Origin of the sequence: Microbacterium sp., from assembly GCF_047607465.1 — a bacterium.
GTDB lineage: Bacteria > Actinomycetota > Actinomycetes > Actinomycetales > Microbacteriaceae > Microbacterium.
Window position 1 is genome coordinate 83,982 of the sequence record NZ_JASGCY010000075.1, and the last position, 11,765, is coordinate 95,746.

The window sequence follows — 11,765 nt, forward strand, 5'->3', positions numbered from 1 at the left end:
ACGCAGGGATCCGGGCCGATCGGCTCAGGGTTTCCAGATCCTGCGGATCAGCGGGCGACCACGCGTCGCACGCGTGAGGTGAGCCGGGTGAGGATCTCCTCCCCGACCGTGCCGATACGCTCCGCGAGCGTCGTCGCGTCGGCCTCTCCGTGCGCGCCGCGGCCGAAGATCCAGACCGTGTCGCCCTGTACCAGACGAGCGCCGGTGACGACGGAGGTCGTGTGCCTGATCGAGCTCAGCGCCGCCACGCCGTGCGCGGTGCCCACCGGCAGCCCCGCGAGCGTCGATGGCAGGCCGTCGAACGAGCCGATGCCGATCACGGCCGCGGCGCCGTCGACGGCGACGACGGTTGCGGTCAGTTCGGCAATCGGCTCCACGCCCTCCAGAACCGGTCCATCCGCCGAGCGGATGCCGTAGCAGAAGGCGCCGATGCGCGAGAGGGATCCGCGCAGTTCCGGACGCCACCACGAGGCGGCGGACGCGGTGAGATGCTGCCACTGCGCAGCGGCGCCGGTGCGGTTCGTGAGGGCGATCGCGTCGAGGAACACCCGGCGGGCGTCGTCGTCCTCGGCATCGCTCGCCTCGGCGAGGTGGCTCCAGACGCCGACGAGCTCGACCGCACCGGCCGCTTCGGCGGCACGGGCATCCTCGACGAAGGCGCTCCAGTCCTCGAGACGCACGCCGTTGCGGTGCAGGCCCGTGTCGATCTTCAGGTGCACGCGGGCGCGCGCGCCGAGCACGGTCGCCCGCTGCACGACGCGGGAGAGGTACTCGGCCGTGCCGACGCCGAGGTCGACGTGCTGCAGGAGTGCCGCATCGATCTCGGTATCCGTCGAGGTCGCCCAGGCGAACACCCGCGCCGGGCGCTCGAGCACGCTGCGGATCTCGAGCGCACCCTTGATGTCGTAACCGCCGTACCAGCCCACACCGGCATCCTCGGCCGCCTCCACCGCCCAGGTGAGCCCGTGCCCGTAGGCGTCGTCCTTCATGACGAGCATGAGCTCGGACGGCGCGATGCGCGCGCGCACGGCGGCGAGGTTCGCGACGAAGCGCTCGCCGTCGATTCTCAGCTCGGGACGGCTCATTCTTCCCACTCCCGCTGCGCGTGCGCACCCGCGACCGCGACGAGCTCGGCGACGGTGAGGCCGGTGACGGCGCTCCAGCGCGCCAGCGCGGGAGCTGCGGGGCCGGTCCCGCCGAAGTAGGTGACCTCGGTGCCCACCGGCACCTCCTCGCCCTGCAGGTCGACGACGCACACGTCCATCGCGACGCGACCGATGATGGGCCGCGCGACGCGGTCGACCTCGACGTGCGCGGCGTTACCGAGAGCGCGGACGATGCCCTGCGCGTAGCCGCCGGTGACGAGTGCCACCACGGTGTGCTCGGTCGCGCGGTGGATGTATCCGTAGGAGACCGCGTCCCCGGGCTTGAGCCGCTTCGTCGACATCACCCGTCCTGCCAGCCGCAGCACCGGCCGACTCGAGAGGACGCCGTCGGCGTCTGGGAGCCCGTACAGCAGCGATGCGTCGATGTCGGCGTCGCCGTCGACGGTCGCGTCGATGCCCTCGAAACGCAGCGCCTCGACCTCGCTGGCCGAATCGACCAGCACGGTCTCGGCACCCGCGATGTGCGCGGCGTGCGCGACGGCCAGTATCCCGTGCCCCCACGCATCGTGTCGGAGGTCTGCGACCCGACCGCCCGCGGCCACGGCCGCTGCGGTCGACGCCGTGAGCGCGGACCGGGAGATGATCGCACGGGGTAGAGCGCTGCTGGAGAGCATCAGAGTCCGATCGTGCGGAAGTCCTTGCTGTGGACGAGGTGCTCGATCGCAGCCCGAGCCCCCTCCGCATACTCGTCCAGCTTCTCGTGCGCCGCGCCGAGCCGCCAGGAGATGCCGCGCCGAGCCGTCGTGGCGCCGAGGATCGCATCGGTCCAGCGCGGGTTCAGCGGCAGCGCGGGCCCCTGCACGTTCGAGGCGTAGGCTTCGCCGCGACGCACGATCTCGCCCGCCCCGTCGCCGCGGGCGAAGCTGCCCTTGCCTGCCACGACCTCGCCGACCGCGACGGCATCCGGTCCGAGCGTCCAGCGCGATGCGTGGTCCTCGAAGCCGATGACGCGACCCCCTGGGGTGTCGGCGATGATGTAGCCGACGTTGCGCTCGCGGGTGCGCGCGACGCGAAACGGGAACAGACCGAGTCCCTCAAGCTTCTCGCCGTCGAGCAGGTCGACCCCCTCGCTGAGCAGCTCGGCCGATGCCCCGATCGAGAACAGCGAGCGGCCGGACTCGACGAACACCTCGAGCTCGGCGGCACGGGAGCGCAGATCGCCGGCGACGATGCGCATGGCGGAGAGCGGGCCGTTGCCGAAGACGAGGATGTCGGAATCCGCCGGGATCGGATCGCCGATGCCGACGCGGAAGACCTCGACGGGGACGCCGGCCCGTTCGAGACGCACCTGCAGGGAGCGGACGTTGCCGCGATCCCCGGTGATGCCGAGCTCGACGGGGTAGAACTGGACGATGCGCACGGTGTCGGTCATCGGCGGGCGATCTCCTGGTCTCCATGGCCGAGCAGTCGACGCCCGATCATCATCAGCTCGTAGTTGACGAACCAGGTCTGACGCCCCGACGACGAAGGCTCGAGCGCGCGCATGAGCGCAACGGCCTTCTCCATGTCGGGCTCGACGACGCCGATCTCGACGCCGGCGTGCTCGAGGCTGAGCGCCAGCTGGTACGCCTTCTCGCCCGTGACGACGTCGATGCGCGCCAGCGCGTCGAAGTCGACGTCGTAGAGCCAGGAGACGTCGGGCGTCCCCTCGTCGATCGCGATGAGAGCGCGTTCGGGAGTGCTCTCGAGCGCGTCCAGGTTCATCTGCAGGCTCGGCGCGTTCTTGAACATCACGAACTCGACCTGCTCGCCCGCCGGATCCCGGCGCAGCGGAATGACCTCGCCGCGTCCGTAGGCCGGTGCCATCTGCGCGAAGCCCTTCGCCGCCTTGTCGACGGAGAACTCCGCGCCGAGCACGCGGGAGGCCACGGTGAGGGCTGCAGCGGCGTCGGCCGCGTAGTGCAGCCCGCGCGCGGGCAGCGTGATCTCGGCATCCTCACCGTCCACGCGCACGACGACCTTGCGGCCCGAGGCGCTGACGACCTCGGCGTACGCCTCGCGCTCGAGGATGCCTGCGTTGCCGCTGCGGGTGTCCGCCGCGTTGGCGAGGCCGTGTGCGGATGCCGCGACGAGCTCGCTGGAGACGCCGAAGAACGACACCTCGCCGCGCATCGCGGAGGCGTCGATCTTACTGAGGTAGGGGTCATCGCGGTTCACCACGACGTGCGCCGATGCGCGCTTCGAAGCCTCGAGCATCATGTCGGCGACGCGTTCGGTCTCGTAGAAGCGGTACAGCTGGTCGACCTGGACGTTCAGCGACAGGATCACAGCGGGCGAGAGCCGGTCGGCGAGATCGGCGGCGTATCCCTCGTCGATCTCGAGCACCGCGACGTCGGCCTTGATGCGGCCGGTGAGGGTGGCATCGGCGAGCAGCGCGCTCGTCACGCCCTGAGGGAGGTTCGCGCCCGTCGGGTTCGTGAAGACCTTGAGTCCGTGCGAGCGCAGCACCTCGCTGATCATGTGCGTCGTCGTCGTCTTGCCGTTGGAGCCGAGCACGAAGATGACGCCGTAACGGAACTGGTCGGCGAGCGTGGGCAGCAGGGTCGGCGCGAGCCGGTTCGTCAGGTACCCGGGGAACGCCGAGCCGCCGCCGCGCAGACGCGTGGCGAATCGCGCGAGCTTGCCCGCGAGGACGGGGAAGACGTAGCGGATGCCTGCCGAGCGCGCCTGAGGTGCGCCCGCCATCATTCGAGGTAGTCCCGCAGCGACCGCGAACGGCTCGGGTGACGCAGCTTCGCCATCGTCTTCGACTCGATCTGGCGGATGCGCTCGCGGGTCACCCCGAACGTGTCGCCGATCTGGTCGAGGGTCTTCGGCTGACCGTCGCCGAGGCCGAAGCGCATGCGGATCACGCCCGCCTCGCGCTCCGACAGCGAGTCGAGCAGCTGCTCGAGCTGGCGCTGCAGCATGGTGAAGCCGACGGCATCCGCCGGAACGACCGCCTCGGTGTCCTCGATGAGGTCGCCGAACTCGCTGTCGCCGTCCTCGCCGAGAGGCGTGTGCAGCGAGATCGGCTCGCGACCGTACTTCTGCACCTCGACGACCTTCTCGGGCGTCATGTCGAGTTCGCGGCTGAGCTCTTCCGGGGTGGGTTCGCGACCGAGGTCCTGCAGCATCTGGCGCTGCACCCGGGCGAGCTTGTTGATGACCTCGACCATGTGCACGGGGATGCGGATGGTGCGGGCCTGGTCGGCCATGGCGCGGGTGATCGCCTGACGGATCCACCACGTGGCGTAGGTCGAGAACTTGAAGCCCTTGGTGTAGTCGAACTTCTCGACGGCGCGGATGAGGCCGAGGTTGCCCTCCTGGATCAGGTCGAGGAACTGCATGCCGCGGCCGGTGTAGCGCTTGGCGAGGGAGACCACCAGGCGGAGGTTGGCGCCGAGCAGGTGGCTCTTGGCGCGCTGACCGTCGCGGGCGACCCACTGCAGGTCGAGGCCCAGCTGGCTGGTCTTCTCGGCCGCCGTCATGGTCGACAGCTTCTCCTCGGCGAACAGACCAGCCTCGATGCGCATCGCGAGCTCGACCTCTTCGGCCGCGTTCAGCAGCGCGACCTTTCCGATCTGCTTCAGGTAGTCCTTCACAGGATCGGCAGTGGCGCCGGTGATCTGCGTGGAGTACACCGGGACGTCTTCGTCGTCGTTGGAGGAGATGACGATGGCACCGGTCGGAAGCGGCTCGGTGAACTTGGGCTTCGCGTCGTCTTCGTCGTCGTCATCCGCCTCGTCGGCGGCGGCGACGGGGGCATCGTCGTCTTCGACGATGTCGTCGGACTTCTTCTTCTTGACGGGAGCACGCTTGGCGGCCGCGCGCTGCGCGGCTGTCTTGGGCGCCGGCTTCTCTTCGACCTCTTCGATCTTGACGTCGGTCTCGGGAGCCTCGGCGGTCTTCTTCGTCCGGGTCTTCTTGGTCGTGGCAGGAGTCACGTTTTGCCTTTCACGGAGCGCTTGCGACGCCCCGGCACTTTCGGACACTAGTAAGACCCTTGTCAAGTTCGAGCTCCGAGAAGAACGGTTGACAACGGGTCAGACAACTAGTATCGCACACGTATCACCCCACGGATGCACCACGAAAGATCGATCAACTCCGACCGTGCTTGTCGTCGTCCGCCGACGGGCGCGTAGCGAGATAGCGTTCGAGCTCGGCGGCCAGCTCATCGGCGCTGGGCAGGTCGCGTTCGTTGAAGCCGCCCTCGTCGTAGCTGCCGTCCTCCGGGTTGCGACCCGCCATGTACGCGTCGTGCCGGCGCTCGAGACCGTGCACCATCTGCTGCAGCTCGTCGTTGGCGAGGACCTGCTCGTCCACCCGGGCGACGTACGCCTCACGGCTCTCGCGCACGTCGTCGAGCATGAGCACGAGACCGGTCGCGGCCATGACTCGTTCGGCGGCCGTGATCACGGCGTCGGGATTCTCGGTCTCGGCGAGGTAGTGCGGAACGAGCAGCACGAAGCCGACGACGCGGTCGCCGCGTTCGGCGAAGCGGAACTCGAGCAGGTGGCCGGCGGTCGCGGGGACCTGGGTGCGGGGCCGCCAGACCGAATGGGCGGCAGTGAGGTCGCGGCGGTTGCCGCTGACCGTGGTTCCGATCGGGCGGGTGTGCGGCACGGGCATCGCGATCGAGTGCACCCAGCTCACGCCGGACACCTCGGCCTCGGCGGCGAGCTCGAGCACGACGCGGGCGAAGCGGTTCCACTGGAAATCGGGTTCGTATCCGGCCAGCAGCAGGAACTTCTGTCCGAGGGCGTCAACGCCCAGCGACAGCTCGAGACGCGGAGCGCGGAACTCGGTGAGGTGGTCCTGGTCGAACGAGATGATCGGACGGCGCGCGCGGTAGTCGAGCAGCTCGTCGTTGTCGAAGACGACGATCGGCTGGAGGTCGGCCGTCTCACGGAGGTGGTCGATGAGGCCGGAGACGGCGCTGCCCGCATCGGTGAACCCGGTGAGCAGTATCACCAGCGGAAGGCCCCGCGGCACGACCGGGGCGTTCGCCACGCGTTCAAAGATCTCGGCGGAATGGGGCATGCCTCCATGCTACGAGTCGCATCGCGGTCAGGGGGCGCGGCGGTGCCGCTCACAGCGAACACGCCAGCGGTGCACCCGAGGAGGTTGCGCGCGCCCTCTCTAGGATGGAGACCATGACGCTTCCCGCGCTCTCGCGCACCTCAGATCCGTTCCCCGGAAGCTCTGCCGACGCCGCAGTGCTCGTCGTGCCCGACATCAGCGAGTCGGCCGAAGCCATCGAGAGCCACCCTGGACTCGCCGACAGCCTCAACGCCATCGGGTTCACCGGTTCGGCATCCGCTTTCGCCCGTGTCTACGCCCCGGAGGTCACCGCCCTCCCGCTCGCCGTCGTCGGCGTCGGCAAAACCCCGACCGCCGGCGCCGTGCGCGCCGCCGTCGGCACGGCGCTGCGCAGCCTCACCGGGTTCGAGACGGTCGCCGTTGGGCTGACCGCCGGGCTCGAGCAGTTCGCGGATGCCGCAGCCGAGGGCGCACTGCTGGGCGGTCACCGATTCGCGGGGTACAAGGCCGACCCGCCCAAGCCCAGGGCGCAGGCCGTCGTGCTGCACGCCGCCCTCTCCGACGAGGCGATCGCCCGCGCCGCCGCCGTTGGCGAGGCCGTCGCCCTCGTGAAGGACCTCGTCCAGGTGCCGGCGGAATGGCAGAGTCCGGCGGATCTCGCCCAGAGCGCCGTGGACAGCGTCTCCGGCCTCGATGTCGCGGTCGAGGTGCTCGACGAGACAGCCCTCGCAGAGCAGGGCTTCGGCGGCATCCTCGGCGTCGGTCAGGGCTCGGACCGCCCGCCGCGCCTGGTGCGTCTCGACTACGCCCCCGCCGATGCGCATCGCCACATCGCGCTCGTCGGCAAGGGCATCACCTTCGACACCGGCGGTCTCTCGCTGAAGCCGGCGACGTCGATGCACGGCATGAAGTTCGACATGGCCGGCGCCGCCACGGTGCTCGCCGCGCTGCGGGCCATCGCGACCCTCGGGATGCCGGTGCGGGTGACGGCGTGGCTCAGCATCACCGACAACATGCCCTCTGGACGCGCGATCCGCCCCGGCGACGTCCTCCGGATCCTCGACGGGACCACCGTCGAGGTCACGAACACCGACGCGGAGGGCCGCCTGGTCCTGGCCGACGCGCTCGTGGCCGCGAGCCGCGAGCATCCGGACGTCATCATCGACGTCGCCACCCTGACCGGGGCGATCGTCGCCGCGCTGGGCCACCGCTACACGGGCGTGTTCGGCGACGACGAGACGGTCGCCGAGTTCCTGGCAGCGGCCGACGCGGTCGACGAGCCGGCATGGCACATGCCGCTGCCGGCGCACATGGAGGACATGATGGACTCCCCCATCGCCGACCTCCAGAACGCGAACCTCAGCGACCGGATGGGCGGCGCCTCCTACGCAGGCCTCTTCCTGCAGCGCTTCGTCGGTCGCACGACGGATGCCGAAGACGCTCCGCGCATCCCCTGGGTGCACCTCGACATCGCCGGCTCCAGCGAGCACAACGGCGCACCGTACGGCTTCATCGAGAAGGGCCCGACGGGGGCGATGGTCCGATCGATCATCGCCTTCGCCGACGCATCCCACCCGGAGGCATGACCATGACAACCCACACCTTCGACATCGTCGTCCTCGGTGGCGGCAGCGGCGGATACGCGGCTGCCCTGCGCGCCAGCGAGCTCGGCAAGTCGGTCGCGCTGATCGAGAAGGACAAGGTCGGCGGCACCTGCCTGCACCGCGGCTGCATCCCCACCAAGGCGCTGCTGCACGCGGCGGAGGTTGCCGAACATGTGCGCGGCGCCGCCCATGTCGGCATCTCGGCGACCCTCGACGGGATCGACGCGGCCGGTGTCCGCGCCTATCGCGAGGGCATCGTCGCCAAGAAGTTCAAGGGGCTCGAGGGCCTTGTGAAGGCGCGCGGCATCACCACCGTGTCCGGCCTCGGCCGCCTCAACCCCGATCGATCGGTGAGCGTCGGCGACGACGTCTACGTCGGCTCCGACGTGATCCTCGCCACCGGTTCCTACAGCCGCACGCTGCCGGGTCTGGAGATCGGCGGGCGCATCCTCACGAGCGAGCAGGCGCTCGCTCTCGACGTCATCCCCGAGCGCGTGCTGGTCCTCGGCGGCGGCGTCATCGGCGTCGAGTTCGCGAGCGTCTGGCGCTCCTTCGGCGCCGAGGTCACGATCATCGAGGCCCTGCCGCATCTCGTCCCCAACGAGGACGTCGCACTCAGCAAGGGCCTCGAGCGCGCCTTCCGGCGTCGCGGCATCCAGTACTCGCTCGGCACCAGATTCGCCTCCGCCGCCCAGGGCGATGCCGCGGTCACCGTCACGCTCGAGGACGGCAAGGAGTTCACCGCCGACTACCTGCTCGTCGCCGTCGGGCGCGGGCCCGCCACGGCCGACCTCGGGTTCGAGGAGGCAGGCGTCGCGCTCGAGCGCGGCTTCGTCGTCGTCGACGCCGAACTGCGCACCGGCGCGCCCGGCGTCTGGGCCGTCGGCGACATCGTGCCAGGACTCCAGCTCGCCCACCGCGGCTTCCAGCAGGGCATCGCGGTCGCCGAGCGCATCGCCGGGCTCTCCCCGGTCGACATCCCCGACGCGCAGATCCCGAAGGTCACCTATTCCAGCCCCGAGGTCGCCTCGGTGGGCCTGTCCGAGGAGGCTGCCGTCACGGCACACGGAGCGGATGCGGTGACCTCCTACGAATACAACCTCGCCGGAAACGGCAAGAGCGAGATCATCGGAACGGGCGGTCTGGTAAAGGTCGTCCGCCTGAAGGACGGCCCCGTTCTCGGCGTGCACCTGCTCGGCGACCGGGTGGGCGAACTCATCACCGAAGGCCAGCTGGCCGTCGTGTGGGAAGCGCACCCTGAGGACATCGCCCCGCTGATCCACGCCCACCCCACGCAGAGCGAAGCACTCGGCGAAGCCTTCCTGGCACTCGCCGGAAAGCCATTGCACGCGCTGTGAACGCCGATCGGCAAACAGTTCACTAAGCTAGGCACGCGTCATACAACTTCTTGAAGGAGACTCCGTCATGAGCACATCCGTGGTCCTCCCCGCTCTCGGTGAGAGCGTCACAGAGGGTACGGTCACCCGTTGGCTGAAGCAGGTCGGCGACACCGTACAGGAGGACGAGGGCCTGCTCGAGATCTCGACCGACAAGGTCGACACCGAGATACCCTCCCCCGTGACCGGCGTCATCGAGGAGATCCTCGTCGCCGAGGACGAGACCGTCGAGGTCGGCGCACTGCTGGCCCGCATCGGCGACGGCAGCGGGGTCGCCCCTGCATCCGACGCGCCGGCGGCCGCCGAACCCCAGGCCGACGTCGCACCTGCCGAGGCCGCGCCTGCCGCTCCTGCACCGGCTCCCGCCGAGGTCCCCGCTGCTCCCGTCGCGGCCCCCGCGGCCGCCGCCGGCGACGCGACGGACATCGTGCTCCCCGAGCTCGGCGAGAGCGTCACCGAGGGAACCGTCACCCGCTGGCTGAAGCAGGTGGGCGACACCGTCGCCGTCGACGAGGCACTGCTGGAGATCTCGACCGACAAGGTCGACACCGAGATCCCGTCGCCCGTCGCCGGCATCCTGCAGGAGATCGTCGCCGCCGAGGACGAGACCATCGCCGTCGGCTCCGTGCTCGCCCGCGTCGGCTCCGGAGCCGCACCCGCAGCGGCTCCGGCTGCTCCCGCCGAGCCCGCACCCGTCGCGGCTCCGGCTCCGGCTCCCGCTGTCGCAGCTCCCGCTGCTCCGGCTCCCGCCGCCCCTGTCCCGGTCCCGGCTGCTCCGGCTCCGGCTCCGGCTCCGGTCAGCGAGGCTCCCGCTCCGGCTCCCGCGGCTTCTGCGACTCCTGCCGCCGGTGACAGCGACAACCTCTACGTGACGCCGCTGGTGCGCCGCCTCGCCTCGCAGCAGGGCGTCGACCTCGTATCTGTCAAGGGCACCGGCGTCGGCGGTCGGATCCGCAAGGAGGACGTCCTCAACGCGGCTGCCGCACCCGACGCCGCTCCGGCCGCTCCTTCGGCTCCGGCCGCGCCCGCGCTCGAGGTCTCCCCGCTGCGCGGCACGACCCAGAAGATGTCGCGTCTGCGCAAGGTCGTCGCCGAACGCGCTGTCGCGTCGATGCAGCAGACCGCTCAGCTGACCACCTTCGTCGAGGTCGATGTCACGGCGCTCGCGAAGTACCGCGACAGCGTGAAGACGTCGTTCCTGCAGAAGACCGGCGACAAGCTGTCGTTCCTGCCGTTCTTCACGCTCGCCGCCGCCGAGGCGCTGCAGGCGTTCCCGATCATCAACGCGACGGTCGACGGCGACAGCATCGCCTATCCGGCCTCCGAGAACATCTCGATCGCGGTCGACACCGAGCGGGGCCTTCTCACCCCGGTCGTCCGCGACGCGGCGAGCAAGAACCTCGCGCAGCTGGCGCACGAGATCGCCGATCTCGCCGCCCGCACGCGCGACAACAAGCTCAAGCCCGACGAGCTCGCCGGTGGCACCTTCACCGTGACCAACACGGGCTCGCGCGGCGCGCTGTTCGACACGCCGCTCGTGTTCCTCCCGCAGTCCGCGATCCTCGGCACCGGCACGGTGTTCAAGCGTCCGGGCGTGGTCACGGTCGACGGCGTCGACGCGATCGCCGTGCGCTCGTACGTCTATCTCGCGATCTCGTACGACCACCGCATCATCGACGGCGCCGACGCGGCACGCTTCCTCGGCGCCATCAAGGCCCGCCTGGAGGCTGCGGACTTCGCTGCCGTCCTCGGAGCCTGATCGCACGATCATCCCGGCTGGTCCGCGACGCCGTAGACGTCGCGGACCAGCCATTTCTCTTCGAGGCGCACGAGCACGAGCATGAACTCGTCCGGGTTCTCGGCGTCGGCGTCGGCGGATCCGCGGGACAGCCGGACCACGGCGACATCTCCGTACGAGTCGACCAGATCCACCGTCGTCTTCTTCTCGTCGAACGCGCCGAGCGCATCGACGACGCCCGCTGAGCCCTCGGCAACCGCCTCAGGGCAGACCGCGTCCTCGTCGCGTCGGCACTGAGCGAGACGGGAGAGCAGGGCTTCCGCCGCCTTCACCGGATCCTCCTCAGCCCCGACCGTCGCCTCGTCGGCAGCCCGCTCGGGAGCGGATGTCGGGTCAGCAGGGGCCGCGCCGGGATCGGCAACCACGTCGGACTCCGGCGGACCGTCCGCGTCGGACGGGGCCGTGGCCGACGGGGCCGTCTCCGATGAAGCCTCCTGTTGGGACGACGACGTCGGGGCGACTGTCGCAGACGACGCCCCCGGCGTCTGTCCCGTCTCCCCTCCCGGCCAGAGCACGCCGCCGACCACGACGGCGCCGGCGGCTAGCCCGGCGACGAGCAGCTTCGGCACGCGCCTGCCCGTCGTCGCCGCCGCCGTCGCCTGGTTCGGCACCGAGTTCGGCACCAGGCGCTCACGTCGGCGCCGACCATCGCGCACGGCGACGATGGCGAGGCGCGTGCGCTCGAGCACGTCGGCGATGCGCTCGAGCGCGGACCGCAGCGCACGCCTGCCCGGAGCGCCGTGCGGCACCCTGGCACGCGCGGCGCGTCTCGACGACG

The 11,765-nt window shown here is 70.3% G+C and carries 9 protein-coding genes and 1 pseudogene; 3 read left to right on the forward strand and 7 right to left on the reverse strand.

Going from position 1 to position 11,765, the window contains the following annotated elements; all coding sequences use genetic code 11:
- Positions 1–47 precede the first annotated feature (47 nt).
- The 6 genes from QM568_RS11205 to QM568_RS11230 all read right to left on the reverse strand — a co-directional run bounded on the left by QM568_RS11205 (position 48) and on the right by QM568_RS11230 (position 6,188).
- Positions 48–1,085 (reverse strand): alanine racemase, encoded by a 1,038-nt coding sequence (locus tag QM568_RS11205; RefSeq protein ID WP_415138817.1) that lies wholly within the window; start codon positions 1,083–1,085, stop codon positions 48–50.
- Positions 1,082–1,780, reverse strand: coding sequence for an alanine racemase (locus QM568_RS11210; protein WP_415138819.1), 699 nt, complete (start codon positions 1,778–1,780; stop codon positions 1,082–1,084). The genes QM568_RS11205 and QM568_RS11210 overlap by 4 nt, the downstream gene beginning before the upstream one ends.
- Positions 1,780–2,538 (reverse strand): type 1 glutamine amidotransferase, encoded by a 759-nt coding sequence (locus QM568_RS11215; RefSeq protein ID WP_415138821.1) that lies wholly within the window; start codon positions 2,536–2,538, stop codon positions 1,780–1,782. The genes QM568_RS11210 and QM568_RS11215 overlap by 1 nt, the downstream gene beginning before the upstream one ends.
- Positions 2,535–3,851 (reverse strand): MurT ligase domain-containing protein, encoded by a 1,317-nt coding sequence (locus tag QM568_RS11220; RefSeq protein WP_415138823.1) that lies wholly within the window; start codon positions 3,849–3,851, stop codon positions 2,535–2,537. The genes QM568_RS11215 and QM568_RS11220 overlap by 4 nt, the downstream gene beginning before the upstream one ends.
- Complete coding sequence (locus QM568_RS11225; protein WP_415138825.1) at positions 3,851–5,140, reverse strand: RNA polymerase sigma factor; 1,290 nt, start codon at positions 5,138–5,140, stop codon at positions 3,851–3,853. Before QM568_RS11225 ends, QM568_RS11220 begins: the two co-directional genes overlap by 1 nt.
- Positions 5,141–5,246: 106 nt before the next feature.
- Positions 5,247–6,188, reverse strand: coding sequence for a proteasome assembly chaperone family protein (locus QM568_RS11230; protein ID WP_415138827.1), 942 nt, complete (start codon positions 6,186–6,188; stop codon positions 5,247–5,249).
- Between the two features lie 113 nt (positions 6,189–6,301).
- On the opposite strand from QM568_RS11230, the gene QM568_RS11235 reads away from it, so the two are divergent.
- The 3 genes from QM568_RS11235 to sucB all read left to right on the forward strand — a co-directional run bounded on the left by QM568_RS11235 (position 6,302) and on the right by sucB (position 10,948).
- The gene (locus tag QM568_RS11235) at positions 6,302–7,774 is read left to right on the forward strand and encodes a leucyl aminopeptidase (RefSeq protein WP_415138829.1); all 1,473 of its coding nucleotides are present in this window, start codon (positions 6,302–6,304) and stop codon (positions 7,772–7,774) included.
- A gap of 2 nt (positions 7,775–7,776) precedes the next feature.
- Positions 7,777–9,150: a dihydrolipoyl dehydrogenase gene (gene lpdA, locus QM568_RS11240; protein WP_415138831.1), complete on the forward strand. Its 1,374-nt coding sequence runs from the start codon at positions 7,777–7,779 to the stop codon at positions 9,148–9,150.
- A 67-nt stretch (positions 9,151–9,217) separates the two neighbouring features.
- Positions 9,218–10,948, forward strand: a complete 1,731-nt coding sequence (sucB, locus tag QM568_RS11245) for a 2-oxoglutarate dehydrogenase, E2 component, dihydrolipoamide succinyltransferase (RefSeq protein ID WP_415138833.1) — start codon at positions 9,218–9,220, stop codon at positions 10,946–10,948.
- Between the two features lie 8 nt (positions 10,949–10,956).
- On the opposite strand, the pseudogene QM568_RS11250 reads toward sucB, so the two are convergent.
- Positions 10,957–11,765: pseudogene (locus tag QM568_RS11250) on the reverse strand (hypothetical protein); the annotation flags it as partial.

Bases quoted from the DNA above. Each gene is read 5' to 3' on its own strand.
- QM568_RS11205 (WP_415138817.1), bottom strand. From the start codon at position 1,085: ATGAGCCGTCCCGAGCTGAGAATCGACGGCGAGCGCTTCGTCGCGAAC.
- QM568_RS11210 (WP_415138819.1), bottom strand. From the start codon at position 1,780: ATGCTCTCCAGCAGCGCTCTACCCCGTGCGATCATCTCCCGGTCCGCG.
- QM568_RS11215 (WP_415138821.1), bottom strand. From the start codon at position 2,538: ATGACCGACACCGTGCGCATCGTCCAGTTCTACCCCGTCGAGCTCGGC.
- QM568_RS11220 (WP_415138823.1), bottom strand. From the start codon at position 3,851: ATGGCGGGCGCACCTCAGGCGCGCTCGGCAGGCATCCGCTACGTCTTC.
- QM568_RS11230 (WP_415138827.1), bottom strand. From the start codon at position 6,188: ATGCCCCATTCCGCCGAGATCTTTGAACGCGTGGCGAACGCCCCGGTC.
- QM568_RS11235 (WP_415138829.1), top strand. From the start codon at position 6,302: ATGACGCTTCCCGCGCTCTCGCGCACCTCAGATCCGTTCCCCGGAAGC.
- lpdA (WP_415138831.1), top strand. From the start codon at position 7,777: ATGACAACCCACACCTTCGACATCGTCGTCCTCGGTGGCGGCAGCGGC.
- sucB (WP_415138833.1), top strand. From the start codon at position 9,218: ATGAGCACATCCGTGGTCCTCCCCGCTCTCGGTGAGAGCGTCACAGAG.